The 26,210-nt window shown below is 38.9% G+C and carries 28 protein-coding genes and 1 tRNA gene; 18 read left to right on the forward strand and 11 right to left on the reverse strand.

Translation table 11 applies throughout. The features are described 5' to 3' along the window. Positions 1-14 precede the first annotated feature (14 nt). The 3 genes from C3F34_RS14165 (at position 15) to C3F34_RS14175 (ending at position 3,908) form a co-directional block, all read left to right on the forward strand. On the forward strand, positions 15-2,840 hold the full coding sequence (locus C3F34_RS14165; RefSeq protein ID WP_228155307.1) for a PLxRFG domain-containing protein: 2,826 nt from the start codon (positions 15-17) through the stop codon (positions 2,838-2,840). Between the two features lie 146 nt (positions 2,841-2,986). Further along, positions 2,987-3,313 carry a hypothetical protein gene (locus C3F34_RS14170; RefSeq protein ID WP_104441918.1) on the forward strand — a complete coding sequence of 109 codons (327 nt, stop codon included), beginning with the start codon at positions 2,987-2,989 and terminating at the stop codon, positions 3,311-3,313. Next, positions 3,294-3,908, forward strand: coding sequence for a hypothetical protein (locus tag C3F34_RS14175; RefSeq protein WP_104441919.1), 615 nt, complete (start codon positions 3,294-3,296; stop codon positions 3,906-3,908). Before C3F34_RS14170 ends, C3F34_RS14175 begins: the two co-directional genes overlap by 20 nt. Before the next feature lie 45 nt (positions 3,909-3,953). Here C3F34_RS14175 and C3F34_RS14180 read toward each other — a convergent pair whose 3' ends face one another. Further along, a complete protein-coding gene (locus C3F34_RS14180) occupies positions 3,954-4,202 on the reverse strand; it encodes a hypothetical protein (protein WP_104441920.1) in 249 nt (82 codons plus the stop codon). A gap of 814 nt (positions 4,203-5,016) precedes the next feature. Between C3F34_RS14180 and C3F34_RS14185 the strand changes: the two genes are divergently transcribed. From C3F34_RS14185 to C3F34_RS14205, 5 genes are all read left to right on the forward strand, one after another. Next, positions 5,017-5,397, forward strand: a complete 381-nt coding sequence (locus C3F34_RS14185; protein ID WP_104441921.1) for a hypothetical protein — start codon at positions 5,017-5,019, stop codon at positions 5,395-5,397. Next, the gene (locus tag C3F34_RS14190) at positions 5,394-5,939 is read left to right on the forward strand and encodes a glycoside hydrolase family 108 protein (RefSeq protein ID WP_104441922.1); all 546 of its coding nucleotides are present in this window, start codon (positions 5,394-5,396) and stop codon (positions 5,937-5,939) included. Before C3F34_RS14185 ends, C3F34_RS14190 begins: the two co-directional genes overlap by 4 nt. 43 nt (positions 5,940-5,982) lie before the next feature. Continuing rightward, positions 5,983-6,924 (forward strand): hypothetical protein, encoded by a 942-nt coding sequence (locus C3F34_RS14195; RefSeq protein ID WP_104441923.1) that lies wholly within the window; start codon positions 5,983-5,985, stop codon positions 6,922-6,924. Then, positions 6,903-7,514 (forward strand): hypothetical protein, encoded by a 612-nt coding sequence (locus C3F34_RS14200; protein ID WP_104441924.1) that lies wholly within the window; start codon positions 6,903-6,905, stop codon positions 7,512-7,514. Before C3F34_RS14195 ends, C3F34_RS14200 begins: the two co-directional genes overlap by 22 nt. A gap of 99 nt (positions 7,515-7,613) precedes the next feature. After that, positions 7,614-7,898 carry a hypothetical protein gene (locus tag C3F34_RS14205; RefSeq protein ID WP_104441925.1) on the forward strand — a complete coding sequence of 95 codons (285 nt, stop codon included), beginning with the start codon at positions 7,614-7,616 and terminating at the stop codon, positions 7,896-7,898. 65 nt (positions 7,899-7,963) lie between these two features. Here the strand turns inward: C3F34_RS14205 and C3F34_RS14210 are convergent, their stop codons facing one another. The 5 genes from C3F34_RS14210 to cysS form a co-directional block, all read right to left on the reverse strand. Next, positions 7,964-8,629 carry a flagellar biosynthesis protein gene (locus tag C3F34_RS14210; RefSeq protein WP_104441926.1) on the reverse strand — a complete coding sequence of 222 codons (666 nt, stop codon included), beginning with the start codon at positions 8,627-8,629 and terminating at the stop codon, positions 7,964-7,966. Between the two features lie 149 nt (positions 8,630-8,778). Continuing rightward, positions 8,779-9,081, reverse strand: coding sequence for a hypothetical protein (locus C3F34_RS14215; RefSeq protein WP_104441927.1), 303 nt, complete (start codon positions 9,079-9,081; stop codon positions 8,779-8,781). A 103-nt stretch (positions 9,082-9,184) separates the two neighbouring features. Beyond that, entirely contained in the window at positions 9,185-10,201 is a 1,017-nt protein-coding gene (locus C3F34_RS14220; RefSeq protein WP_104441928.1) for a tyrosine-type recombinase/integrase, read from the reverse strand. Positions 10,202-10,411: 210 nt separating this feature from the next. After that, a tRNA-Gly gene (locus C3F34_RS14225) sits at positions 10,412-10,487 on the reverse strand. A gap of 64 nt (positions 10,488-10,551) precedes the next feature. Then, positions 10,552-11,973 (reverse strand): cysteine--tRNA ligase, encoded by a 1,422-nt coding sequence (cysS, locus tag C3F34_RS14230; protein WP_104441929.1) that lies wholly within the window; start codon positions 11,971-11,973, stop codon positions 10,552-10,554. Positions 11,974-12,228: 255 nt separating this feature from the next. On the opposite strand from cysS, the gene C3F34_RS14235 reads away from it, so the two are divergent. The 8 genes from C3F34_RS14235 to C3F34_RS14270 all read left to right on the forward strand — a co-directional run bounded on the left by C3F34_RS14235 (position 12,229) and on the right by C3F34_RS14270 (position 17,941). Next, positions 12,229-13,206 carry a KpsF/GutQ family sugar-phosphate isomerase gene (locus C3F34_RS14235; protein WP_104441930.1) on the forward strand — a complete coding sequence of 326 codons (978 nt, stop codon included), beginning with the start codon at positions 12,229-12,231 and terminating at the stop codon, positions 13,204-13,206. Positions 13,207-13,209: 3 nt separating this feature from the next. Continuing rightward, entirely contained in the window at positions 13,210-13,749 is a 540-nt protein-coding gene (locus C3F34_RS14240; RefSeq protein WP_044737935.1) for a KdsC family phosphatase, read from the forward strand. A 44-nt stretch (positions 13,750-13,793) separates the two neighbouring features. Then, positions 13,794-14,348, forward strand: coding sequence for an LPS export ABC transporter periplasmic protein LptC (gene lptC, locus C3F34_RS14245; protein ID WP_044737936.1), 555 nt, complete (start codon positions 13,794-13,796; stop codon positions 14,346-14,348). Beyond that, positions 14,332-14,898, forward strand: coding sequence for a lipopolysaccharide transport periplasmic protein LptA (gene lptA / locus C3F34_RS14250; protein WP_016166512.1), 567 nt, complete (start codon positions 14,332-14,334; stop codon positions 14,896-14,898). The genes lptC and lptA overlap by 17 nt, the downstream gene beginning before the upstream one ends. Further along, positions 14,898-15,644, forward strand: coding sequence for an LPS export ABC transporter ATP-binding protein (gene lptB / locus C3F34_RS14255; RefSeq protein WP_016166511.1), 747 nt, complete (start codon positions 14,898-14,900; stop codon positions 15,642-15,644). The genes lptA and lptB overlap by 1 nt, the downstream gene beginning before the upstream one ends. Positions 15,645-15,769: 125 nt before the next feature. Further along, a complete protein-coding gene (locus C3F34_RS14260; protein ID WP_044737937.1) occupies positions 15,770-16,366 on the forward strand; it encodes an IMPACT family protein in 597 nt (198 codons plus the stop codon). Beyond that, positions 16,359-16,976: a DapH/DapD/GlmU-related protein gene (locus C3F34_RS14265; RefSeq protein ID WP_044737938.1), complete on the forward strand. Its 618-nt coding sequence runs from the start codon at positions 16,359-16,361 to the stop codon at positions 16,974-16,976. Before C3F34_RS14260 ends, C3F34_RS14265 begins: the two co-directional genes overlap by 8 nt. A gap of 122 nt (positions 16,977-17,098) precedes the next feature. Continuing rightward, on the forward strand, positions 17,099-17,941 hold the full coding sequence (locus tag C3F34_RS14270; protein WP_044737939.1) for a universal stress protein: 843 nt from the start codon (positions 17,099-17,101) through the stop codon (positions 17,939-17,941). 127 nt (positions 17,942-18,068) lie between these two features. Here the strand turns inward: C3F34_RS14270 and C3F34_RS14275 are convergent, their stop codons facing one another. The 4 genes from C3F34_RS14275 to C3F34_RS14290 form a co-directional block, all read right to left on the reverse strand. Beyond that, positions 18,069-18,734 carry an O-methyltransferase gene (locus C3F34_RS14275; RefSeq protein ID WP_044737940.1) on the reverse strand — a complete coding sequence of 222 codons (666 nt, stop codon included), beginning with the start codon at positions 18,732-18,734 and terminating at the stop codon, positions 18,069-18,071. Positions 18,735-18,860: 126 nt separating this feature from the next. After that, on the reverse strand, positions 18,861-19,577 hold the full coding sequence (locus C3F34_RS14280) for a D-Ala-D-Ala carboxypeptidase family metallohydrolase (protein WP_044737941.1): 717 nt from the start codon (positions 19,575-19,577) through the stop codon (positions 18,861-18,863). 135 nt (positions 19,578-19,712) lie between these two features. Beyond that, positions 19,713-20,036: a ferredoxin FdxA gene (gene fdxA, locus C3F34_RS14285; RefSeq protein WP_004938070.1), complete on the reverse strand. Its 324-nt coding sequence runs from the start codon at positions 20,034-20,036 to the stop codon at positions 19,713-19,715. Positions 20,037-20,456: 420 nt separating this feature from the next. Continuing rightward, positions 20,457-21,938, reverse strand: coding sequence for a PLP-dependent aminotransferase family protein (locus C3F34_RS14290; protein ID WP_044737942.1), 1,482 nt, complete (start codon positions 21,936-21,938; stop codon positions 20,457-20,459). A 116-nt stretch (positions 21,939-22,054) separates the two neighbouring features. Between C3F34_RS14290 and C3F34_RS14295 the strand changes: the two genes are divergently transcribed. Then, a complete protein-coding gene (locus C3F34_RS14295; protein ID WP_044737943.1) occupies positions 22,055-22,690 on the forward strand; it encodes an FMN-binding negative transcriptional regulator in 636 nt (211 codons plus the stop codon). A gap of 19 nt (positions 22,691-22,709) precedes the next feature. Continuing rightward, positions 22,710-23,303 (forward strand): GNAT family N-acetyltransferase, encoded by a 594-nt coding sequence (locus C3F34_RS14300; protein WP_016166503.1) that lies wholly within the window; start codon positions 22,710-22,712, stop codon positions 23,301-23,303. Between the two features lie 58 nt (positions 23,304-23,361). Here the strand turns inward: C3F34_RS14300 and mutS are convergent, their stop codons facing one another. Then, on the reverse strand, positions 23,362-25,998 hold the full coding sequence (gene mutS / locus C3F34_RS14305; protein ID WP_044737944.1) for a DNA mismatch repair protein MutS: 2,637 nt from the start codon (positions 25,996-25,998) through the stop codon (positions 23,362-23,364). Positions 25,999-26,210: the final 212 nt, after the last annotated feature.

Here is a 26,210-nt window from a genome sequence, read left to right on the forward strand (position 1 = left end):
GCAAGTATCAAGGGGTGGTTCATCATTTTGATGATCATGAGTATATTGTTGCTCTTGAGTCTAATCAGGTCAAAATGGCTGAAGGGAATACTGGTACATTCAATAGTGAAAGTGCAGATATTCGATTCAGCCGTTCTGCGAAGGATATTATTGATAAACTTGGTAAAGACCTTAAAGGTACTACGGTCCAATCAATTAAAGATAAAACTGGTTATAAGTTTACTGATTGGTTGGGTATTAGTTTATCGGCTCTAGGTCGTCGTCAACTCACTGAGATTTACAGTAAAATTTTGCCACAGCTAAATAAATATAATGAACTGGCTACTCAAATGGATGCGGATAAGAATGATGCTGGTGCAGAAGCTGATAGCATTGTTCGGGAATGGTCGAACCTTAAAGATGAAGAGCAACTTGCAGAGCTTATGCATGATGCAACTTTGGCAATGATTGATCCCGTAAAACCTTATAAATCTGGTGATAATAAAGCGAAGTATCAGCAGCTATTACATGCATACAACGACCTGACTCCAGAAGCTCAAGCGATGTATAAAAATGCGCGTGATGCCTATAAAAAACATTACACCAAAGTACATCAGGCCATTAAAGAACGGATTATGCGCGCCGAACTTTCGAGTGAAAAGAAAGCCGATTTAATGAAGCAAATGGATGACAATTTCTTTAATGGTCGGATTAAAGGTGTTTATTTTCCATTAGCACGCTTCGGTAAATATGTGGTTTTGATGCATAACCAAAATGGGCAAATCGAAAGTGTAAGTCGTGCAGAAACCATGGCAGAGGCACAGCGTTTACGTTCTGAATTGATGCAGAAATATCCACACTTCAAAGTAGACCGTGTCATTTTAGATAAAGAATTTAATGCATCACGTGATGGCGTAGGCCGTGGCTTTATGACCAGTTTATTTGCAGAAGTAGACAATCTTGGATTATCAACAGCAGAGCAGGCTGAATTTGAAGATACATTGAGTCAATTGTATTTGTCTTCTATGCCAGATTTAAGTTGGGCAAAACATGGTATTCATCGTAAAGGCACTGCTGGATTTAGTCAGGATGCACGTCGGGCATTTGCGCAAAATATGTTTCATGGAGCAGGGTATCTCGCTAAACTGCGATATGGCGATCAGTTAGCACAGCAGCTTGATGATATGCAGAAATATGCATCTGAACAAAGCAAGCTAAATGACAGTTATGACCAGCCTACGGCTCAACGTGTCATTGATGAAATGAACAAATGCCATGACAATTTAATGAATCCTAAATCTCATCCATTATCGAGTGCTTTAACCAGTTTAGGCTTTATTTATTACCTTGGCTTGTCACCAGCTTCAGCATTGGTCAACTTATCGCAGACAGCATTAGTCGCGTATCCGATTATGGGTGCCAAATGGGATTTCGATAAAGCAGCCCAAGAGTTGTTGAAGGCATCAAATGATTTTAGAAAAGGGGTTGAGTTCCACAAAGTGAAATGGGAGGGAACTAAAACCGACCTTTATAAAACCATGAGTGCAGACATTTCTAAATTCCTGAGCAAGGATGAAAAGCAGGCTTACGATGATGCTGTAGCTAGAGGTGTGATTGATGTTACACAGGCACATGATTTAGCTGGTATTGCACAAGGTGAAGATAGTGGTGTGATGTGGAAGACACGTCCAATTATGCGTGCAGCAAGTGTGATGTTTCACCATGCAGAGAGATTTAACCGAGAAGTTACTTTTATAGCTGCATATCGATTAGCTCGAAAAGCAGGTTCAAGCCATGATTCAGCCTTTGATCAAGCGGTTGATGTAACCTATAAAGGTCATTTTGACTATAGCTCAGGAAACCGCCCACGTATTATGCAGGGCAATGTTGCTAAGGTCCTTCTGCTGTTTAAACAGTTTGGCCAGAACATGATTTACACATTAGCGCGTCAGACCTATCAATCAATTAAAGCTGAAACAGCAGCAGAGCGAAAAGAAGCTCGTAAAACACTTGGGGCAATTTTAGCAATGCATGCAACATTTGCTGGTACGCTTGGTTTACCAATGGTAGGGATGCTGTTATCTGTAGCATCATGGATGGGTGGAGATGACGACGATCCTTGGGATGCAGAAGTTGCATTACGGAACTATCTAGCTGAAGCTTTTGGACCAACTATTTCAAATCTATTAATGAAAGGTGCACCTCGTGCACTGACACCTCTCGATATGTCGGGACGCGTAGGTATTAATAATTTGTTATTACCAGATGTACAAGAAGGTCTTGAAGGTAAACGTTGGGCTGAATCTGCTATGGCTGGTGCATTAGGCCCTGTTGCAGGTATAGGCCTGAATGTTGCGAAAGGTGCACAAGAAATTTCAGAAGGGCATAATTTACGTGGCATAGAAACGATGCTTCCAGTGTTCTTAAAGAACTTTGCCAAAACTTATCGTTATGGTGAGGAAGGTGTACAGGACAAAACGGGTGTATCCATCATGGACGAAGTCAGTTCAATGGATTTACTTGTCCAAGGTATGGGTTTTTCTCCATCTGATGTACGCACGGCCAATGAAGGTAAATCAGCAATTTATCAGCTTGATAAAAAATTAAATGAACGTCGTGGTCGCTTAATGGCTTTATGGTCCAGAGCCAAATTGATGGATGATCAAAATGAGATGGACGAAATTTGGGAAGAAATTCAAGGATTCAATGAAAGAAATCCATCTCGTCGTATCACTCGAGTCAATTTGAATCAGAGTTATAAGAATCGTCAACGTCGTATTGATCGTTCTGAAGATGGCATTTATTTGTCACGGAATAGACAAGATGCCCGAAGTGCCGGTTATTTTGCATTTGGTGAGTAGTAAAAAAGTCACCTTATGGTGGCTATTTTTTAGAAAAATGGCAACTATAAAAAAAGGATAATGAAAGGTTTGCGTAAAGCATATACAATAATAAAGTATTTACTTTTGCTAATGGAAGTATTTGTATTTACGAAATGGAGAATAGTATGCATTTTGAAGCTGAAGATTTCACAGTAGAAGATGCTCTTGGTGTAGTTTTGGTACGAAGAGAAAAAACTCCATCTGGCCGAATTACACAGGTAATAGCACCTGCTGGGGAAGATCAAGCTAAAATTGGTGTTGTTTACTTAAAATCGAATTCGCATTTAATAAATTCAAAAAGAATATCAGGTGGTGCGGCACGATTATTAAGATCATCAAGTCCTGTAACCGTAATAGGAGTCGAAGCTCTTCGTACCTTCGCTTTTGATATTGAAAATGTGAATGAAGCATTTGATAAGGCTATGAAAAAGCATGTCAGAACAGTTGCGTGATCCAAATTTAAGCTGGGTTTATCAAGAACTAACAAAAGATGATAATGGTAATTTCAATTTAGTAAATAATATTGCTTATATATTGTATAAGCAAAGGAAAATTGAATTTTATCAATCTCATAATGGGCATCCTACAACAGAACAGTTAAGAACTTTTCAAGAATCTTATATGCTTGCTGGGGTAATTAAGGGATTAAGGGATGAATCTGCATCAATTGTTCAGGATATATTAAAAGCTAGTTTGGCGAGCAAAGTGAGAGAGGTTGAGGTACGTCTATCTACCACTTTAGAAGCAGAAATGAAAACAGAACTAGCTACACTTAAAACTGAGTTAAGCGGTAATCATACCCAATTAAAAACATTGTTAGATACAGCAACTCAAATTCGTGAATCAAATCATTCTAGCTTAATTAGCGGACTTGATGGTTTGTCATCACGTGGTTGGAAATGGTGGTTTGCTGAAATTGGAAAAGGAGCTTTAATAACAATTGCTAGCACAATTTTATTGTGGTTGATATTTGTTGCAGTAACTTCTGGGAAAGAAAAACAAACTGATTTTCAGGACACGCATTTGCCTGAGAAACAAAAAAGCTAAAAGAAAAGCCACCATAAGGTGGCTTTTCTTTAGGTGCCTTTTGAATTAGCTTTGAATATTACTCTCAGCCTCATATTGCTCACTTTTACTTTTGTGATCGTCAACAAAAGATTCAGCAAGATACTGTGTGATTTCTAGCAATGTCTGATTATGAAAAACTTTTCCACATTCTAGATTTTGCTTAACTGTTGAAACGAGAGTGGCTATCCATGACAGATGACTTTCAGCAAGTGCGTGAGCATCTGCAATATCACCTGCATCATACGATTTGACTTGCTCAGTTGATTGTTCCATACTTTCCAACGTTGATATTCCTGTATTAACAAATCAAGAGCCCTTAACTTTGCCGAGGGAAGGGTTCTTGAACTTTCTTCTTTAGCACATCTTAAAATCATGCTGTGCCTCTCAAAATATAATAAAAAAGACATAATAATTTTTCACCCCATCATTTTAACGACCCCATTGCTCACCCAATTTTTAAATGAATCTACATGAAACTTACATAAACTGCAAGATCAAAGCAGCATTAATTTTTACTAAAAATTCTGGTTAACTTGAAACATGGCATAAGTCAACATAAATGCTCTATTGTATAAATCATTATAAACACTAAATTGTATAAACACGAAATCCATTTATATTCATTTATATTTTTGAGCATCTAAGCATCATGATGTCTATGCATCTATACATCGAGATGCTAATGCGTTTTTATTTACACATAAGTGCATGAATGCAATGAAGATTGTGTTCAAATGAACATGGTGTTCAAATGAACAAAAAGCATTAAAAAATGAAATTCAAAATCGAATTATTAGTTAATAAAACAAATAGTAATTTTGTTTTGTTAATTCAAATTTGATTTAATAAGTTTTAATATACATTATCTTAATGAATTGTAAATCCATTAAGATAATGGTTTTTTATTATGAATTAAATAAACAAATAATCATTTTATTAATCTAATTAAAATGCGATTAGTGTTAATTATGAATGATTATTAAAATATAATTGTAATTATGAATAGACTTTACCCCCTGTAAGGTTAGCTAAAAATTTGCCTTTCCATAAAACTCTATGCAATAACGTAGAGCTATTGGGGCAACTTATGCAAGAGAATACAATTCCTTGGATTATAAAGATAATTCCAGCCGTCGCAGGGGCAATTTTGGCTCTTGTTTTGAGTGGCGACATTGATAAAGATGCAAAAATTAAAATTACTTTAGGGGTTATTGGTAAGTTTTTATTTAGCGTTTCCGTTAGCTTGTATGGCGGTGCTGCATTCATTGAATATTATGAATTGTCAAAATATTCGCATATGGCGCAAGGTTTTGTGATGTTGATTTTTGCTGTTTTTGGATTATTAGCAATCGGAATTTTGTACCAATCAATTGCATTAATGCAAGGTAAACCATTATCAGAGGTCATTAGCGAAATTAAGTCTGCCTTTATTTCCATCATTAGCAATGGGAAAGGTGGTGAGCAATGAACATTGAGCAATTCTTAACTGAATTAATTATACGAGAAGGTGGTTACGTTAATGATCCGACTGATCGTGGTGGTGCTACCAAATATGGCATTACTGAGGCGGTAGCCCGAGCAAATGGCTACAAAGGTCACATGAAGGATTTGCCTATTGAGTTAGCAAAATCCATTTATAGAAAACAATACTGGACATCACCGAGCTTTGATCAAGTGAATACTATCAATGCCAAGATAGCAGAAGAGTTGCTTGATACAGGCGTGAACTGTGGTGTGGCTTTTGCTAAACCACTTTTACAACGTGCACTAAATTTGCTGAATAACCAAGGCAAGGAAGGCTGGCCAGATTTAGCTGTAGATGGCATATATGGTCCAGCAACGTTATCAGCTTTAAAAACTTACTTGGCTAAGCGTGGTAGAGAGGGTGAAACCGCTTTATTGCGTGTTTTGAATATCTTGCAAGGCAATCGTTACATTGAAATTGCTGAGCGCAATCCATCTCAAGAGAAGTACTTTTATGGATGGGTATTGAACCGGGTGGTGATCTGATAACATTCAACAAGCATCTGCTCGATCAATATCTACGTATTCAATGACAGTGCCTTTTGATGGGTGGGATATATTCCCTGATCATGTTGCTTTAGGTAGGTCGGCCATTATAAATGCTAAAAAGGATGCACTTGCATCAACAGCCGTACTTACAGCTGATGCGGCTCAAGTGGCTAAAGTATTAGGGAAAGGGGTTGCGGGATATGCACTATCAGTAGCAGTTGAGCAGTTGTTAGGAGCTGTTGATTGGGTGTTGGATCCTGCGAATAATCAGATTAAATATAAACCAAAAATAGAAAGCCAGTATATTTACACTCCTGCAGCATGGGGGAATGGAACATATTTCTCGACGCCGCAGCAAGCTTGTGAATATTCACTATCGCTCATTCAAAAAATGCGACCGGATATAGGATACTCAAGTGTCAGTTTGGATGATAAAGACTGTATTTACGTTTCACCCTATGGAGTGGAAAGATTATTATATGTTAAGAAGGTTAATCCTGATTATGATGGCAATTCTGAAAAATATCTGTCCTTAGAAACTGTTGCTCAAAAAGTAATTGAAAATGCAGATGCTGGAAGTCTAGATGCTCAAGTGGCCACAATGGCGGCAGCCGCAGAGAAACTTGCAGATGCTGCAAATGATGAAGAGATAGAGCAAGCGATTGTGGATCAATTGGAGAATAATGCCAAATGTCCAAGTGGTATAATGAGTGAAAAAGGGCAATGCTGGGAGTGCACCAAAGAAGATTACCCAGTAATTACTCAGAGAACCAAATTAGCCAAAGTAGAAACTGCTCGTTTAGGTAAGTGTTTGCCTGAAATGGACAATACAGCATTATTTATAAGAATTAACGCTTTTAATGAGTTTGTCCAAGCTAGAGTAAATGAAAATTCTTGCTGGGCTCCTCTAGATCCAGGACATGTTCAGCAAGAGCAAGATGGTAGAAATGGGGCTTTAAAATGTACAAATTATCTCAAGTAGACCAAATTTTTATTCAAGAGCTGCATGATGCTTTTGATGATGTTCATTTGGAAGATAGATTTACTCTCTTAGAAGAGGACTTTGCAGATACTAGTTACTTGAGAAGGTATCCTCATCAACAGCCTTATGATTTGAATGCTGTAGATTATTTTTCGAAGAGCAATCTACTCAATGAAATAAAAAACAGTGACTTATTGGTTGGTGAAAAAAATGATTTAATTTTAGCAATTAATGAAGAGCAACGAGTTATTAATCATTATCGAACATGGGGAGTTGTACCATTTGAGTATTTGAATAAGTACGCACATGGATTTTACTTCATTACACCTGAGGCATATGTATTTTACACACCCGTTTTAATTTTAAACTTAGTTTTAAACCCAGAATTTTTTAAAGGTGTGGCTTTTGATAAGTGGCTTTCAAGATTATTAATGGAAGTAAATGAACATAACTCATTAACTTTATTTAATAATAATCAGTCAAGATTAATAAAAAAATTTCTCAGTAATATTTTATTAAATAAATCTATTATTGATTTTATAGAGGCTGGAGACGTCAAAAGAGCCCTAGAAAAAATAAATAAAAATTAATCATTGATGTAGTTTATGGGGTAAAAGATCTATCAGGTTTTTTACCCCATTTTCAGGTTTCTAAATTATGCTTAAACAATACATCATGATAAAGACAAAATGAACATTACAAAAATTATTGCAGGGATCATTATTACATTCATGCTCGTAGGGTTGTGGGCTGCGAATGCGTCACAAACTCGAAATATTGATCCTGAGTGTGGCTTTGAAGATGGAAGTGAACAATGCAATGGCTATTTGTATGCAAAGTACAACCAGTTAAAAAGAATTGATCAATGTGATGATGATAAAGTTGATCCAGAGATGCAGATTAATAAGGTCTTCATACAAGGCTGTGAGAGCTTTTTTTCAAAAAACTCTCAAGAGAAATACCCTCTTAGTTGAAATGATAAAGCCCTTCTAAAAGAGCTCTATTCTAAGAATCTACACCTTGAATCTAAAATGATTTATCAGGGAGCTGCTTTAGGCAAAGACGAAATTAATTTAGCTTCATAGTCATTTAAAACATTGTCAATATTTTCAATCCATTTTGTACCATTGGCAACTTGTGCTGATCTAACGACTTTGCTGTAAACATGAATTGGTTCAGCTGGCGATTTCTTCGTATTGATGATATCAGTATCAATTTCAGAGTGAATTTTAATAGATGCAAATCCTGGTTGGAACCAAGACCAGAATTTATTAATTTTAATGTTTAAAACTAAGTCCGCATTCGCTCGGTTAGCGGCAGTATCTTCAAGAACTTCATAGCCTGATTTCTTAAGTGCTAAAGTTGTACGCTTCTTTAATAATTCAGAAACAGTTTCTTTCTCTAAAAGAATATCACCTAAAGCTTTTCCATAACTGTTTCGCTTTCGAGCTACAGCTTTTGCTTTTTCTTCTGCCGTAGCCTTAGCTAAACCATCTTTTAAAGATGGGATATCAGCAGTTGGTGGTTTATCTTGGAAAGTCCTGTGATCTTCAACAAGTGCAATAATCACTTTTTTAGAATTAGCAACTTCTTGTGTGGAAACTTGGTTAGGGGTTGGAACTTGGATAAGTCCACGAGATGTTGCACATCCCGAAAGCGTAGTGATTAATAATCCCAAAGTTAGTATTAGAAAAGAATGTTTCACAAAAATCCCTCAATATTTATATAGTTAGATGAAACCGCATAAATATAAAGAAACAGCATAAAGATTGAAAGATCATTATTCGTATTAATTGGAAAGTCTTTAAGTTTTTTCTAAGTGATAAAAACCCTTACTAAGGTAAGGGTTTTCGTTTAAAAGTGACTATAGCTTTCTTTGTAGTAAATAAATTTAAGTTGTTGAAATGCGATATACCCCCCTAAAAGCGTTGGCACCATATAAGTAGCGAAAAATACGACTTGGAATTCCGTAAAGTGTTCGCTTATGTACTGACCAAAATTAGGATAAAGGAACACAGCTCCTTTAAGTATGGTTGGGGCGACGTTAAGGAATGCGTAAGAAACTGCGACCCCAAACAATGCAATACCTACCGCCTGAGCCTTACCACTTAAAAAGCAGTTAGATACCCAAACAAAAAATCTAATTATCAAATCCATAGAAATCCCTCTTTAATTTAGAACTTATTATATTGCTCATAATTTAACAAACATAAAGAGGGATTTGCATTAGAGCGTTAATTGGTGCCGCACTCATCAGATGTCATGCTGCAACTAACATCTTTGCAATTTCAGAAGCAGTAGGATTGTAATATGTGTTTACAAGTACGCTAATGGTTTTATGCCCTGTAATTTTAGCGAGAATTTCGACAGGTAGCTTATAGTTATGCACAAACCGAGTGATTGCTTCATGGCGTGTATCATGGAAATGAATTTTACCATCTAGGCCAACACGACGAAGATTGCGCTCCCAAACTAATCTGAATGAATTCGATGTATGAGGGATGAGGCGATAATCACCTTCTGGAATATCAATCCACGTTAGCATTTCTTTAGCTCGAGCAGTTAATGGTACATCACGATTGGTACCGTTTTTGGTATCAAATAGTTTGATGTAATCTTCAAATATATGCTCTTTACGTATACCTAAAATTTCACCTTTACGCATTGCTGTTTCAAGCGCGAATAAGAAGCCCCACGCAATAAAGTGCCTTGGTTGGGTTGGTTCTTTACCCCAGTGGTAATCCAACCCTTTTAAAATGGTTTCTTCATCTTCTTTAAATATACGTTGATGACGTGCAGGTGGGGTAGTTGGCTTTGAAATTTCTTTAAAGGGGTTATCTTTCGTCAAAAATAACTCTTTGCGGGCATAGTCAAATACAGAGCTGTACAAACCCATTTGACGAATGACAGTTCCTGATTTAACAGATTTAAGACGTTTATCTCGCCATTGCTTTACTTTGATAGGGGATAGATCATGAATAGATTCTTCTGCTAAATCACCCCATTGGCTTTTTAAAGACTTAAGTTGCTGCAAAATAAAGGCAGCACTTTTCATTCTTTTACCAACTTCATTGTAGTATTGGTCAAGAAGGGAGTAAAAAGAGATATGAATTTTTTCAGCTTCCTCGGATTGAGGAGCTGAAGATTGTAGTTCGAGTAGTTTCTTTGCCGCCCATTGTTCGCATTCTTGAGCTGTATCTCGGGTCGCTGTGAAGCGATTTCCTTTGTAGCGAACAACAATACGCCAAGCATTGCCGCGTTTGACAGGTTTTTGCATATACACTCCAAATTTCTGGTGTCGCAACGGCACCAAAATTTAGAAAAGGACAAAAGACCCTAACTTTTTTGGTGTCGGTGCGGAAATATAAAGCGTTTTTTAATGCGAAATTTGATTATTTTGAATAACCAAAGCTGACCTATCGACAATAAAAAACAAGCCGAAAAGTCCTAAAAACCTTTCAGCTTATTGATTTTAAAGAATAAATTTTGGAGCGGGAAACGAGACTCGAACTCGCGACCCCAACCTTGGCAAGGTTGTGCTCTACCAACTGAGCTATTCCCGCAATATGGATGTGCATTATAGAGAGTTTAATTTTACTGTCAACTCTCTATAATGCAATTGCTGAATTAATCAGCACGACGCCATACAGTACCTTGGCGTGTATCTTCCAAAACCACACCCTGATCCAATAGTGACTGACGAATGCCGTCAGCTTTTGCGAAATCCTTCGCTTTCTTCGCATCTTGACGTTGTTGAATGAGATCTTCAATGTCTGCTTCAGACAAGCCTAAAGCTTCTTGCCCAATATCTGACTTTAAAAACTCTTTAACGTCATGCTGTACCAGACCTAGAATGTTGGTGAGGTGACGCAACGTTGAATAATAAATTGCTGCTTGTTCAGCATTTTCTTCTTTGACTGAACGATTGAGCTCTTTGTTAATTTCAAACAACACAGCAATTGCTTCGGCGGTATTAAAGTCATCACGCATTGCAGCATTAAAACGTTCAACCAAAGCATTATCTAGCTGTTCAACCACATTGGTGCCGTATATTTGTTGATAGGCTTTGAATGAATGGTAGAAACGGCTTAATGTAGTTTTTGCTTCTTTTAAAGCCACATCTGAGAAGTTCACTGGGCTACGATAGTGTGAAGACACAATAAAGTAACGAATGACTTCAGGATGGAATTTATCCATTACATCACGGATGGTGAAGAAGTTGCCTAAAGACTTCGACATTTTTTCGCCATCCACGTTAATAAAGCCCACGTGCATCCAATAATTTACATATTGTTCGCCTGTCGATGCTTCACTTTGGGCAATTTCATTTTCATGGTGTGGGAACATGAGGTCCGAACCACCACCATGAATGTCAAAATGGTTGCCTAAGCAGCATGTTGACATGGCAGAACATTCAATATGCCAACCCGGACGGCCATTGCCCCAAGGCGAAGCCCAAGCAGGCTCATTTTCTTTGGCATGTTTCCAGAGTACGAAGTCGAAAGGATGTTTTTTCTCAACTTCCACATCAACGCGTTCCGATGCACCTGCTTGCATATCGTCAAGTTTACGACCTGAAAGACGACCATATTTTGCAAATTTTTCTACTTGGAAATATACATCACCATTAGTTGCAGGGTAGGCTGTACCTTTATTAACCAAATTACCAATCATGCTTTGCATTTGGTCAATATACTCTGTCGCGCGTGGTGCTTCATCGGGGTGTAAACAGCCCAAATTCTCAGCATCTTCATTCATAGCTTGAATAAAGCGGTCGGTAAGCGCAGTAATGCTTTCACCATTTTCGTTGGCGCGTTTAATAATTTTGTCGTCAATATCAGTAATGTTACGAACGTATTTGACGTTCCAGCCCTGACTACGTAAAAAACGAATGATATAGTCGAATGCAACCATTACACGCGCATGTCCAATATGACAGTAGTCGTAGACGGTCATGCCGCAGACATACATGTCGATATGACCTTCTTTACGCGGTACAAATTCTACTTTTTTACGTTGCTCTGAATTGTAAAGAACAAAAGGTTGCATAGGGCTTACATATTGCGATAACAAAAAGATTTCTCATCATAACGTAAGGTCCATGATTCACAAAGTTTTATACGTTATTTTTATAAGTAAGTGAAAACTTATACATTTAGAAACGATGCATTTGCATAGATATGATAAAATTGCGAAAATTATTTTTTGCTTGAGACTGGGGTAAGTCATTATTTCGATAATGATGGAATACCCTGAAATGAGCTCTTATCGAGTTTAAGGTTGCCAACGTTGAATTTACAAACCATGCCGAATCCAATCGATTTTCAGAAAGCCGCATTAGAAACTTTGCGCATTGAAGAACAAGCTTTAGGGGTATTAGCAACGCAGATAGATGAGCGTTTCAGTCGTGCCTGTGAAATTATCTTGCAGTGCAAAGGGCGTTTAGTGGTAACAGGTATGGGGAAATCAGGGCATATTGGTCGTAAAATGGCGGCGACATTTGCTTCAACAGGTACACCTTCATTCTTTATGCACCCAGGTGAAGCGGGGCACGGCGATTTGGGCATGTTGGTTCGTGGAGATGTATTGATTGCAATTTCAAACTCGGGAAAGAGTGATGAAATTATGATGTTAATGCCACTAATCAAACACTTAGAAGTGCCTTTAATTACCATTAGTGGTGATGATACTGGTCCAATGCCGCAAAATGCTGATGTGGCACTCACTTTAGGCAACATTCAAGAAGCTTGCCCATTGGGTCTTGCACCAACATCAAGTACGACTGCCACTTTGGCATTGGGTGATGCTTTAGCCGTAGCTTTATTGGAAGCACGTGGCTTTACCGCGGATGATTTTGCACGTTCGCATCCTGCGGGTGCTTTAGGTAAGCGCTTGTTATTACATGTAAAACACTTAATGCACACAGGTGCAGAACTACCAAAAGTAGCACCTGAAACGCCGATGAATAAAGTGTTATACGAAATTTCAAATAAACGTTTGGGTTTAACTACCGTTGTCGATTCAGAAAATCGATTATTGGGTATTTTTACCGATGGTGATTTGCGTCGTTTAATTGATAAACAGCAAGGTTTTGATGTCAATCTCCCTGTGTCTGAAGTAATGATTCAAAACCCAGCAACGATTTCGCAAGAAGCACGCGCGGTTCAAGCTTTAGAAAAATTACGCGACAAAAAAATTAATCAATTCGTTGTTGTTGATGATGCCAATAAAGTTATTGGTGTGATTAGCATGCATGACTTAATTCAAGCAGGGGTAAATTAATCCATGGCATCTTATGTTTTATTAGAACAAGCACGTCATATTCAAGCGCTCGTATTAGATGTCGATGGTATTTTAAGTGATGGTTTTGTGACTTTAACCAATTCGGGGGATGAAATTAAATCCTTTGATATTCGTGATGGTTTAGGCATGAAGTTGGTACAAAAGTCTGGTATGAAAGTGATTATTATTACTGGTCGTAAAAGTAATATTGTAGAAAAGCGTATGTCAGATTTAGGTGTCGACTTAGTTTTTCAAGGGCGTGAAGATAAAGGTGTAGCTTTGCGTGAGGCATGTGCTCAGCTTAATCTTTCACCAGATGATTGTTTATATATGGGTGATGACTGGCCTGATCTTTCAGCCTTTGCTATCGCAGGGATGAAAGTCACGGTGCCGAATGGTCATGTTGAAGTACGTCGTCGCGCTGATTTAGTCACACAAGCGATGGGTGGTCGTGGTGCAGTACGTGAAGTTTGCGACATGCTGCTGATGGCGAAAGGGACTTACCAAGAGCTACTTGAAAAATTTATTACAATCCCGCATTAATGCTCATATACGTACATAATTGTTTTTAGTGAAGAACCACACTTATGGATACCAAAGTTTTATATGTCACGGCGATTGCAATTGCTGCTGTAAGTGGTGGTTATTACTATTACAGTGGTAAAGGGAATAAATTAGAAACTGCATCTGCGCGAAGTATGACGTATTCCGCAGAAAAAATTAATTTAACCCAAACCGATGATGCAGGAAATTTATATATTCGTGCTCAAGTTGATCGACTTGAGCAGGATATGCAAAAACAGACCACTAAACTCGAGAACTTGAATGCTTCAATGTATAAAGATGGCACTGTAGATGCGACATTTTTTGCTAAGCAAGCGAATGGTTATGAAGACAATAAAAAAGTTGTTTTGTCTCAACAGGTCGTTGCTACCAAGTTATTAGATCAAGGGCAGGGGAAAATGCAGTTTTTAACTGATGAGCTGACGGCATTCCCGCAGACCCGAGTTATAGAAACAAACCGTCAAGTGACCGTGCAATCTCCACAAGCAGAGTTTGTCAGTCAGGGATTGAAAGCCAATTTAAATGATGGTCAATACGAATTTTTTAATATTCGAGGAAAGTATGAACCAAAATCTTAAGTTTCAAGCTTATAAAGCTTTCCTTAAAAAAGCAGTTGTACTCAGTATAGCGATTGTTGCGGCATCTAGTGCTTTTGCAATTCCTTCGGATCGCAATCAACCAATTTCTTTGGTGGCAGACCGTGCGACTTTTAACGAAAAAACTGGGGTAACGACTTACTCTGGCAATGTGATTATTGAACAAGGCACGATGCGTTTACAAGCAAACTCAATTGTTGCCAATCTGAATCAGAAAAAACAGATCAGTTCAATTACTGCCACAGGCGGCCCTGCGCGCTTCCAGCAACAGCTAGATGCCAATAAAGGCTTAGCTAAAGGACAAGCACAAAAAATTGTTTATAATGCGGAAACAGGTATCATCACCATGTCTGGTGGTGCGCTATTAGAACAAGATGGTGCGAGTATTCGTGGTAACACATTAAAATACAGCATGAATAAGGGTGATATTGAAGCGACAGGAACACCAAATAGCACAGGTTCATCGTCTGGTCGTGTACAAATTGTGATTCCGCCTTCAAGTACTAAATCCTTCCCAGGAGCGCGTGATTAATGGATCATGTTGAGACTGCAACACAAACCCTTTGTATTAAGCACCTTGCGAAGAACTATAGTAAACGTTGGGTTGTAAAAGACGTTTCCTTTAGTATGCAAAGTGGGCAAATTGTAGGTTTGCTCGGTCCGAACGGTGCGGGTAAAACCACCAGTTTCTATATGGTGGTTGGACTGGTGCGAATGGATAAAGGCGAGATCCATCTTGATGATTTGGATATGTCAGACCTTGCTATGCACGAACGTGCGCGTAAAGGCATTGGTTATTTACCGCAAGAAGCCTCTATTTTTAGAAAATTAACGATTTCTGAAAATATTATGGCAATTTTAGAAACCCGCAAAGATCTAAATAAGCAGCAACGACAACAGCGTTTAACAGAGTTATTGGCAGATTTTAAAATTACCCACATTAAAGACTCGTTGGGCATGAGTGTTTCGGGTGGTGAGCGCCGTCGTGCTGAAATCGCCCGTGCCTTAGCTGCAGACCCTAAATTTATGTTGTTAGATGAGCCATTTGCAGGGGTCGATCCAATTTCTGTAAATGACATTAAAGACATTATTCGTACGCTTAAAGATCGTGGTATTGGTGTACTCATTACCGATCACAACGTACGTGAGACTTTGGCAATTTGTGAACGCGCTTATATTGTGAGTGAAGGTTCCGTGATTGCAGAAGGTACACCACAAGAAATTTTAGAAAATGAAACTGTTCGTCAGGTTTACTTGGGCGAAGATTTCATGGTTTAAGCTTAAACGCTGAATAATCTTTAAGATAAAACCTCCATATATATGGAGGTTTTTTATTACCCTTGGTTTAAGTTGCTTGTTGAAACACGTTACAATTATTCTATTCCTGTTAGTTATCTTTGAATATGCCATTCACTATCGCAGCCCAAGTCAGTTATGAAGAAGAAATAAAGAAAAGCCGTTTTCAAGCGATAGCTGTTCCTGTCGAAAATGAAGAAGCTGTAAAAACGTTTCTTGAAGCAAACAAAGATATCACGACGACCCATCAATGTTGGGCATGGAAAATTGGGCATCAGGTTCGCTTTAATGATGATGGTGAACCTTCCGGTACAGCGGGACGCCCTATATTGGCAACGATAGAAGGCAATGAGCTGACGAATGTGCTGGTACTCGTGAACCGTTGGTATGGCGGAATAAAGTTGGGCACAGGTGGTTTGGTACGTGCCTATGGCGGTAGTGCGGGACAATGTTTACTTCTAGCAGAGAAAATTGAATTAATCGAGAAGAAAAAGGCATATTTTGGTTGTCAGTTTTCGGAGTGGTCGATCTTTAAATATGAAATGCAACATCAGGGAATTGATTTTCAAGAGCAATATACTGCGGAGGGAGTTGTTGTCGAGCTACAGTTACAAGTTCACCAAATTCCAGAATTGGCAGACAAAATTCGGGATGTCACTCGTGGTCGTGAACAACTTAAGTTAGTGGAAGAACAGCATGAGTGAACAAGATCCATTACTGAAATATCGTGAACAGCATAAACACCGACTTAATTACATGCCTTGGCTTTACTGGACTTTAAAGCCGAAACATCGTGCATGGGCGGAACAATGGCAAAATGAATATCAACAATATTTGAGAGAAATGGAAACGGTTGAGATTGGCAAGAACTGTTTTATTTCTCCTTTGGCCCATATTTTTGCGGAGCGTGGACGTACCATCAAGATTGGTGATAATTGTTTTATTGCCGCAGATTGTACCTTGCATGGACCACTGGACATTGGTAATGAAGTTGCCATTAATCATCACTGTATTTTAGATGGTGGGCGAGTCGGGATTAAATTGCATGATCAAGTACGTGTTGCTGCTTACAGTCATCTTTATGCTTTTGACCATGGCATGCAGTTAGATCAACCTATTTACCAGCAACCTGTACGCTCACAAGGAATTGAAATTGGCCGTGATGTTTGGTTGGGGGCGCATGTCGGGGTAAAAGATGGTGTCAAGATAGGGGATTATGCAATTGTTGGAATGCAAAGTATGGTCACCAAAGATATCGGGGAAAGAGAAGTTGTGGCAGGTAATCCAGCCCGCTTTATTCGTTACCGTGAATAGAATAATTGTATATTTTTCATCGATCTCGGTTACACAAAAGATGCCAACTCATCACTAGATGTGCTAACTTTAGATACAACAACTAGACCTATAGTCCCTAGAGACTAATTGAGAGGCGAACAATGAAACGGGTAATAGCGTGTATAGATTCTTCTCCCTGCATCAATGCCGTCGCAGAAGCAGCAGCTTGGATTGCAAAACAAACACAACGCGAACTCGTGTTATTACAAGTGTTGGACTACTATCCTGCCAGTTACCATTTAGGTGAAATTAGCGGAGTCATTGGTTTTGAAAGTAATGCAATGTTACTCAAAGAGCTTGCTGAACTTGAGCAGAAACAAAGCCAACTAGCACTTGATTATAGCAACAACCTACTCAATCATATTTCTGAAATGGTCAAAGATAAATATGGTTTAGATGCGACCCATATTCAGGAAAAAGGTGATTTTCTAGAACAAAGTTTTCATGTACTTAAAGAAGATGATATTGCTGTGATTGGTCGGGTGGGTGAGCGCTCGGCAGAGCGGAATAAACCTATTGGTGGCAATGTTGAAAACTTTATTCGTGGTGTAAGTAGTACTGTACTAACAGTTGGAGAGAAGTTTGTACCGCCGACTCGCTTTATTTTTGCTTATGAATATTCTCCTACCTGTACCAAGATGATGCATCGAATTGCGCAAAGTGATTTATTGCGCTTGTTACAATGTCATTTACTTTATGTTGGAGATCATCCCGAAATTTTAAATGAACCCTCACAGTTCTTAAGAGATGCGGGTTTAGATGTTGTTGTTGAATACCGTTATGGCGATGTTTCAGAAAACATCTTGGAATATCAGCGAGAACATGATATTAAATTAGTGGTTATGGGGGCATTTAGCCACAGCAAGATTCACCAATTCTTTTTAGGAAGTATTACCACCACAATATTCAGAAATTCAACAGTTCCACTCTTGGTTGCAAAATAAGAATTTAGAATGGATTACGTAAATTTATAGTTATCCGCATTAAATGTGGATAACTATATGGACAATATTTGTAAGTGCTTGTATTTTAAATTAAAAATACAATAGAGTGTTTTTTGTGCTTTGATTGCTATTTTACAATCGCAATTGCAAAACCATCATGCCCTTTACTGCCAACCGTCTGTAACGCTGTGCAAGACAGTAATCTTGGATGGTTTTTTAAACGCACAAAAGTTTCTCGAATACCTTCTATACTTGGCTTATGATTTTCTGGATTCACAATATCACCAGCACGAATCACATTATCGAGCACAATAATGGTGCCTGAGTGAGATAAGTCTAAGCTGAGTTCTAAGTATTCGGGATAGCTTTGTTTATCTGCATCAATAAAAATAAAATCAAAAGGTTCAAAATCTGCTGGAAGTGCTTTAAGTACGTCAGCAGCGCGTCCGACTTTCAGTTCAATGGTTTGTGGCAAATTCGCGCGGTCAATATTTTCTTGACCTAATGCTGCATGAGTATCACGTCCTTCAATGGTAAGAATATAACCATCTTTAGGCAGTGCACGTGCTAGCCACATAGTACTGTAAGCTGCAAATGTGCCAAGCTCTAGGACACGTTTACATTGATTCATTTGAATAAGCATTTGCAACAACATGCCTTGATTAGGAGCAACAGCTAGATGATCAGGAAAACCTTTTTGAGCTGTATTTTCAAGTGTTTGTAACAGAATTGGGTCTTCAGGAATTAAATGTGAATCGATAAAATCATCAATCTCTGACCACATTTCTTGCATAATCTTAGCGCCTAAATATCGAATCAGTGCATTTTAAACATTTCTAGACAGAGTTCAATTCTCTCAGAATATTAATCACTGAAAATAAAAGACAGAGGTGCTTAGACCTCTGTCATGGAATACATGTTAATAATTACACATGGATGAGGAACGACTTAAATCAGGCCCCCAAGTACGAAAGCCTTGAGTATCAATATGGATTTGTCCAGAAGCATACAAACCTAGACCCATATTGAGACTTTGACCATATTGTTCCCAGAACTGACACAGCTTAAATTTGGTATTTTCAATAAACGTGTAATCTTCCGGTTGTGGATATTCGGGGCCAATACGGAAGTCGATTGCTGAATTAAACAAGTGGCGTGAAGAGCTTGCACCCCCAGCACATTGGTTTAGCGTTAAGTCACGGTAAACAGACGTGACTTCAAAGTCGGTTAATACTTTGGATGCGACAAGATATTTAAAAACCTTAAGTGTGGGGATCTGATTTGCCCACAACTCACGAGTTGGAATCATATATTGAGAACGTCCACACTTTTGCCAGTCACGTGCGGTACGTAATAATTCAAAAGTCGGAATAATATTCCCGACATTATTTTTTTCTAGGAAAACTTCATATTCACGTACGCGTCGCAAGTTATCACTGGCAGCGACCCAACTATTATAGGTATATGGAATAATTTTAGGAGGGATTGGGCGTTCGACGCTTACACGTTCGTGAGGAATGAAAATCCGTTTTCCATGAGGTGTGCCTTGCCCAGATTTATGAGGAGATGAACTACATCCGATCATAACCAGAGGGATGATACTCAAACTGAGCACGCCCTTGAAAAATTGCTTCATGTATGAAAATCAAATGCTTAGAAATATAGGTGCTTATTTTAATCGAAAAGGGGGGAGTAAATTTGGAAAATTTGCAATCAAATGTGTGTTTTTGGTATAAAAAAAGATCAGCAATTGCTGATCTTTTTTTATGGCTTATTTTTCAAGATATTGTAACTTGTCTGCCTTACCATTCCATTCTTCACGGTCGGCAGGTTGGTCACCAATTTGAGTAATGTTTGGCCATTTTTGTGCAAGTTCTGCATTTAGTTCGATAAATACTTCTTGACCTTCTGGCAACTCATCTTCAGAGAAAATTGCATTTGCAGGGCATTCTGGTTCGCATAATGCACAGTCGATACATTCATCTGGGTTAATCACCAAGAAGTTAGGACCTTCGTAGAAACAGTCAACAGGGCAAACTTCTACACAGTCTTGATATTTACATTTAATACAGTTTTCAGTGACAACAAAGGTCATGGCGACAGCTACCTAAATAATATGGTTTTAATTACTCATCCCGTATTTTAGGCAAAAATGGGGATAACTAACAATTGCTTTTATTGATATTTGTTATTTAAATGCGTGACATACATTTAAGTAAATGATAATTGATAGCAATAATATATTTGAGAAACTGACATAAATATTGTTTATATATAAAATAAATTATAAAAAACAGTTTGTTACGGTATTTTTTGGTTTTCGTATTATGGCGTAATAAAATTACAGAGTATATTGGAAATGAAAAATTTCAAAGTTAAAGTAAGTACCTGAATGATTAAATTCTTAATTTTTTTGCCTAGAAAGTCATCGATATACCATTAAAAAAGTAGTTCATTCAAACAAAAGTACCTATTCAATAAGGCGCTATAAGCTTCAATAGTCTCTTTCATTTTTTTATCTGTCATGGTGTTGAATGATTTTTGCCAACTGAGTTATAGCGTGCTCCATTTGTTGAATATCAAAGTCTCCTAATCCGAGTATAAGTCCAGAACGTTTCGTTTGATTTGAATAAGTGGGTGAAATGGCTTTAATTGAAATTTCGCTCTCAAGTGCTGATTGGGCAATAGCACGGTCATCTAAATGATCGGCTAGCCATAGCAACATATGCATACCTTGATCACCTGACTGTAAAACGCCAAGGTGTTTTGGTATGTGGCGTTCTATCATATCGATTAATTGCAGACGATTTTCTGCATAAACTTTTCGTATACGCCGAATATGTCTTTCTAAATGACCTTCTTGAATAAAGGCTGCCAATACATGCTGATCGGCTGAAGGTGGGTGACGGTCAATCAATGCTCTTAGCCCACAAAATGCAGCAACCAGTTTTTTTGGCAGAATGGCATAACCTAAACGTAATGATGGAAAAAGGACTTTGCTAAACGTACCCAAATATATGACTTGATCCGATGCCATGCCTTGTAGTGCAGGAAACGGTTGGCCACTGTAGCGAAGTTCGCTGTCGTAATCATCTTCAATAATCCAAGCATTCTGCTGTTTTGCCCATGCGAGTAATGCGGTTCGTCTTGCTAAGCTCATCGGCATACCGATCGGGTATTGATGAGAAGGAGTCACAAATGCAGCACGGGCATTTTCCGCAAGTGTACGACCTATATTGACTTGAATGCCTTCTTCATCAACAGGTACACGTATGATTTTTAAATGATGTAATGAATGCTCAAGTATGGCTGTAGTCCCACGGTAAGCAGGATCTTCAACCCAAACGGTATCATTCGCATTGAATAAAATTTGACTGCAAATATAAAGTGCTTGTTGGATTCCGCTAGTAATCACAATTTGTGCAGGGTCACAATGCACAGAACGCGAACGCCGAACATAATCAGCAATAGCAATGCGTAAAGACAATATGCCTTGTGGATCATCATAACTTGACGGTGCTGCTATGCCACGGGCACGGTATTGATTGCCATATTTCCGCCACATATCATTCGGTTGAGTACGGCCTGTGGGCACAGAAACGGCAAAAGGTCGATGCGGTAATGGTCTAAATTCTTTGAGTATTTCTGCAAATGCTTGTGCAGCTGATGTAAGCGGGATGTCGGTTTCTTGTTTTTCTCTTTTTAACGTCTCTGTAGTCGAATGGTTTAAAGTTTGTGAAACAAAAGTCCCTTTTCGGGCATGAGATTCAAATACACCTTCTGCGATAAGTTGCTCATAAGCTTCAATCACAGTACCCCGGGCAACATTTAATGTTTGTGCTAGCTCACGGGAAGAGGGTAAGGCATCACCAGATTGTAAATCACCCTGTTGAACGGCTGCTCTAAAAATATGAATGAGTTGAGTGCTGATCTGCCCATTCGCCTTATTCAGTTTTGTCATCGATGGAAGATCTATTACTTTGGTCATTCTTGCCATAATTCTGGTCTACTAAAATTTAGATAAACTGGTTCTTTTTTATAATCCAATTAAAACTGAAAATTTACAACAGGAAATACAGACTGAGATTAGGAACATAAGAGGAGTTATAGACCATGTACGTCCCCGTTGAATTTGAAGAAACACAAATAGATATCCTGCATGAACTCATACAACAATATCCTTTGGGAATTTTGCTAACGCATGGGCAAAGTGGTTTAGATGCGAATCATCTGCCTTTTGAACTTGATACTGAGGTGACTGAATTGGGTGTACTGCATGCACATGTAGCAAGGAAAAATCCAGTTTGGCAAGAAGTTCAAGATGGTGATGAAGTGCTGGTAGTCTTTCGAGCAGGTGATGTCTATATTTCGCCACAATGGTATCCGAGTAAACAAGAGCATCACCAGCAAGTACCGACTTGGAACTATCGAGTAGTTCATGCGCATGGCAAGTTGAAAATACGTGATGATGAGCGTTATGTACGTGGAGTGGTGGCACGTTTAACCCGTACCCATGAAGCCATGCAAGCTGAACCATGGAAAATGTCAGATGCGCCAAAAGATTATATAGAAACGATGTTAAAAGCCATCGTGGGGATAGAGATTGAAATTACCAAAATTCAGGGCAAATCCAAATTGGGGCAGAATAAAGAGCATCGAGATATAGTGGGTGTCGCACATGCATTATCTACAACAGGACAGCGGGAGATAAGCAAAGCAATGTACCAAGTGGCAGCATCCAAAAATTAACTCTAAAGGAAGATGAAACATGTCGTGGTTAAAGCCAGTCACTTTGGTGGGTAAAAACATTAAATTGGAACCCTTAAGTTTAGAGCATGAGTTAGCACTGAGAGAAGCTGTGTGTGATGGTGAACTCTGGAAACTTTGGTATACCTTTATTCCTAAACCTGAACTTATACATAGCGAGATAAAAAGACGACTTGAGTTGCAGCAGAGGGGAAGTATGTTGCCCTTTGTGGTGATTGAACAGCACAGTGGTCAGATCCTTGGCATGACCAGCTATATGAACGTGGTTGCTGAACATCGTCGCGTGGAAATTGGTTCAACATGGTATAGACAATCTGTTCAGCGGAGTGCTGTGAATACAGAGGCGAAGCAATTACTGCTTAAGCATGCATTTGAAATATTAAACTGTATTGCCGTTGAGTTCAGAACATCGTCTTTTAATTTGAAAAGTCGTGCTGCAATTGAACGCTTAGGGGCGAAATTAGATGGTGTGTTAAGAAGCCATCAAATCGTGCAGGATGATATTTTACGTGATACCTATGTATACAGTATTTTGAAAAATGAATGGCCTGCCGTACAACAAAACTTAACGTGGAAACTTGAGCAATCTCGATGAGTGAAGTGATGCTCAAAATGAAAAGGTCGGTGATATTCAACCGACCTTTTTTAAAAGCTTAACTTTCTAATTGTTCTTTCAGTTGATACAAATGCTGTAAAGCTTCACGTGGGGTTAGGTTATCGACATCTAACGCTTTTAAAATTTCCAGTGCTGGAGAGACTTTTTCAACTTCAACAACGCGTTCAATAATATTAGGCTCCGCTTGCACGGCAGGTGCAAATAAATCACGTTGTACCGCCGTATTGACGTGCTGTTGCTGTTGGCGCTCTAAAATTCTTAAACGGTTTTGCGCTTCTTTAATCACATTCGTAGGAATACCCGCTAATTTTGCGACTTGTAGGCCATGACTCTGACTGGCAGGACCTTGTTGTACTTTATGCAGCAAAATCAAATTACCATTCAGTTCTTTGGCGCTGACATGATAATTGTAAATGCCCGATTCTTTACTCAGTTCAGTCAGTTCAAAGTAATGGGTGGCAAACAAGCATAAGCATTTCACTCGTTTACTTAGGTCTAAAACACAAGCCCAAGCCAAGGACAAGCCGTCATAGGTACTGGTTCCACGACCCACTTCATCCATGAGCACCAAGGATTGGTTGGTGGCATGATGCAGAATTTGCGAAGTTTCGGTCATTTCCACCATAAAGGTCGATTTGCCTGTCGATAAATCATCGGCAGACCCAATACGGGTAAAAATACGGTCAATCGGACCTAATGTAGCGGACTGCGCAGGGACAAAACTACCACAATAAGCCAGTAAACTAATTAATGCGGTTTGACGCATAAAGGTCGATTTACCACCCATGTTAGGACCAGTGATAATTGCCATGCGATGTGCATAATCCAAATGGGTGTCATTCGGCGTAAATGCAGTTTTACTTAATGCTTCGACTACAGGATGACGACCCGCCATAATTTTGATGCCCGTTTCTGGGCTAAATTCGGGTCGAGACCAGTTTCTTAAACGGGCTTGATGTGCAAAGTTACTGAGCAAATCAATTTGAGCGATGGCTGCGCTCATAACTTGTAAATTTGCAATATCTTGACGTAGCTCATCTAAAAGCATTTCAAATAGCATTTTTTCACGCGCTAAAGCACGAGATTCACTGGATAACACTTTATCTTCAAAACTTTTCAGTTCTGGCGTGATATAGCGTTCGGCATTTTTGAGGGTCTGACGGCGAATATAGTGTTCGGGTGCCTGTTCTGCCTGAGCACGAGTTAACTCTATGTAATAGCCACTGACACGGTTATAGCCGATTTTCAGGGTAGGAATACCCGATTGTTCACGCTCTTTAATTTCTAAATCGATCAGGAACTGCCCAGCATGGTCACGTATTTTGCGTAATTCATCCAGTTCACTGTCAAACCCTTCTGCTATGACATTGCCATCACGTAACAGCACAGGTGGATTTTCTACAATTGCTGCGAGGAGGCGCTGGTATAAACCATTAAAATCACCCAATTCCTCATTTAACTGTTGAACCAATCGAGATTGCTGATTGGTCACAACTGGGTTTAAAGCATGGCGTAAAAATGGAAGCTGGGCGCTCGCTTGACGCAGTTGTACCAAGTCGCGTGGACGCGCACTTCCGAGAGCAACACGGCTAAGCACACGTTCAATGTCCCCAATTTCTTTTAGGACTAATCGAATAGGAGCTTCATGATAGCCATCAATGAAAGCCTGAATAGCATCAAGACGTGCATCGAGCAGAGCTGTATCGCGTAGTGGTTGCATGAGGGTACGGCTTAATAACCGACTTCCCATAGCGGTTTGGCAATCATTGATGAGTTGAAACAATGAAGTTCCATGCTCGAATAACGGATCCACAATTTCTAAGTTGCGACGTGTTACAGGATCTAGTGCAATAAAGTCACTGCTTTGTTCTAACTGAATACTGCGGATATGTGGTAATGCAGTTTTTTGTGTTTCTTTGGCATAATGAATCAGCGCAGCCGCCGCAGCTTTTGCCAACGGCAAATGATCAATCCCAAAACCAGAAAGCGTTGAAACCCCAAGCTGATCACACAAGGTTTTTTGCGCATTATTTAAATTAAAGTCTACATTGGGGCGCTTAGTCACAGGACAGTCGAGTTGTTTTTTGACTTGTTCTAAAATATTGGGGTCAATAATATCTTCATCGACTAGAATTTCACTTGGCATAAGACGTGCCAGTTCGATGCTCAATTGTTCTAGCTTGAAATCCTGTTGTTGGACTTTAAAAATACCTGCACTTAAGTCGAGTAGGGCAATACCAATTTGGTTTTGCTGTAAGCATAGTGCAACCAAATTCGAAGATTGATGACTATTGAGTAAGGCATCATCAGTGAGTGTACCAGGGGTGAGAATACGAACCACCTGACGATCTACAGGGCCTTTGCCTGTGACTTCGCCAACTTGCTCGCAAATTACAACGGTTTCGCCTTTTTTGACTAAACGCGCCAGATAACCTTCTGCGGCATGAAAGGGTACGCCTGCCATTGGAATTGGATTGCCATTGGTTTTGCCTCGATGGGTGAGCGTAATGCCGAGTAGTTTGGCTGCTTTATGTGCATCGTCAAAAAAAAGTTCGTAGAAATCACCCATACGATAAAACATTAAGGCATGAGGATGCTGCATTTTGACTTTTAAGTACTGTTGCATCATAGGAGTGTGGGAAGATATGTCAGCTATGATTTCTTGCATGTTCATCTATGCTAAATCCTTAAATTTAAACAATTAATTAAATTTTAAAACAAGTCTGACTGTCCAACCAGATCCTATTTATTCTGAATTAATCCTATCTAATCCAATAGAAAAGTATACCTTTTAGTGTAACTTGTTTTAAGGCATAATCATTTTTGAAGGGGTGTGGGATAGTTCAATTCTACTCAGGTTGAATATGGTAACAAATTCAGTTGAAT

Origin of the sequence: Acinetobacter sp. ACNIH2 (assembly GCF_002934965.1) — a bacterium.
In the GTDB taxonomy this organism is placed as follows: Bacteria; Pseudomonadota; Gammaproteobacteria; order Pseudomonadales; family Moraxellaceae; genus Acinetobacter; species Acinetobacter tandoii.

Coding starts and splice junctions, on each gene's coding strand:
- C3F34_RS14170 (WP_104441918.1), top strand. CDS start 2,987: ATGCATTTTGAAGCTGAAGATTTCACAGTAGAAGATGCTCTTGGTGTA.
- C3F34_RS14175 (WP_104441919.1), top strand. CDS start 3,294: ATGTCAGAACAGTTGCGTGATCCAAATTTAAGCTGGGTTTATCAAGAA.
- C3F34_RS14180 (WP_104441920.1), bottom strand. CDS start 4,202: ATGGAACAATCAACTGAGCAAGTCAAATCGTATGATGCAGGTGATATT.
- C3F34_RS14185 (WP_104441921.1), top strand. CDS start 5,017: ATGCAAGAGAATACAATTCCTTGGATTATAAAGATAATTCCAGCCGTC.
- C3F34_RS14190 (WP_104441922.1), top strand. CDS start 5,394: ATGAACATTGAGCAATTCTTAACTGAATTAATTATACGAGAAGGTGGT.
- C3F34_RS14195 (WP_104441923.1), top strand. CDS start 5,983: ATGACAGTGCCTTTTGATGGGTGGGATATATTCCCTGATCATGTTGCT.
- C3F34_RS14200 (WP_104441924.1), top strand. CDS start 6,903: ATGTACAAATTATCTCAAGTAGACCAAATTTTTATTCAAGAGCTGCAT.
- C3F34_RS14205 (WP_104441925.1), top strand. CDS start 7,614: ATGAACATTACAAAAATTATTGCAGGGATCATTATTACATTCATGCTC.
- C3F34_RS14215 (WP_104441927.1), bottom strand. CDS start 9,081: ATGGATTTGATAATTAGATTTTTTGTTTGGGTATCTAACTGCTTTTTA.
- C3F34_RS14220 (WP_104441928.1), bottom strand. CDS start 10,201: ATGCAAAAACCTGTCAAACGCGGCAATGCTTGGCGTATTGTTGTTCGC.
- cysS (WP_104441929.1), bottom strand. CDS start 11,973: ATGCAACCTTTTGTTCTTTACAATTCAGAGCAACGTAAAAAAGTAGAA.
- C3F34_RS14235 (WP_104441930.1), top strand. CDS start 12,229: ATGCCGAATCCAATCGATTTTCAGAAAGCCGCATTAGAAACTTTGCGC.
- C3F34_RS14240 (WP_044737935.1), top strand. CDS start 13,210: ATGGCATCTTATGTTTTATTAGAACAAGCACGTCATATTCAAGCGCTC.
- lptC (WP_044737936.1), top strand. CDS start 13,794: ATGGATACCAAAGTTTTATATGTCACGGCGATTGCAATTGCTGCTGTA.
- lptA (WP_016166512.1), top strand. CDS start 14,332: ATGAACCAAAATCTTAAGTTTCAAGCTTATAAAGCTTTCCTTAAAAAA.
- lptB (WP_016166511.1), top strand. CDS start 14,898: ATGGATCATGTTGAGACTGCAACACAAACCCTTTGTATTAAGCACCTT.
- C3F34_RS14260 (WP_044737937.1), top strand. CDS start 15,770: ATGCCATTCACTATCGCAGCCCAAGTCAGTTATGAAGAAGAAATAAAG.
- C3F34_RS14265 (WP_044737938.1), top strand. CDS start 16,359: ATGAGTGAACAAGATCCATTACTGAAATATCGTGAACAGCATAAACAC.
- C3F34_RS14270 (WP_044737939.1), top strand. CDS start 17,099: ATGAAACGGGTAATAGCGTGTATAGATTCTTCTCCCTGCATCAATGCC.
- C3F34_RS14275 (WP_044737940.1), bottom strand. CDS start 18,734: ATGCAAGAAATGTGGTCAGAGATTGATGATTTTATCGATTCACATTTA.
- C3F34_RS14280 (WP_044737941.1), bottom strand. CDS start 19,577: ATGAAGCAATTTTTCAAGGGCGTGCTCAGTTTGAGTATCATCCCTCTG.
- fdxA (WP_004938070.1), bottom strand. CDS start 20,036: ATGACCTTTGTTGTCACTGAAAACTGTATTAAATGTAAATATCAAGAC.
- C3F34_RS14290 (WP_044737942.1), bottom strand. CDS start 21,938: ATGGCAAGAATGACCAAAGTAATAGATCTTCCATCGATGACAAAACTG.
- C3F34_RS14295 (WP_044737943.1), top strand. CDS start 22,055: ATGTACGTCCCCGTTGAATTTGAAGAAACACAAATAGATATCCTGCAT.
- C3F34_RS14300 (WP_016166503.1), top strand. CDS start 22,710: ATGTCGTGGTTAAAGCCAGTCACTTTGGTGGGTAAAAACATTAAATTG.
- mutS (WP_044737944.1), bottom strand. CDS start 25,998: ATGAACATGCAAGAAATCATAGCTGACATATCTTCCCACACTCCTATG.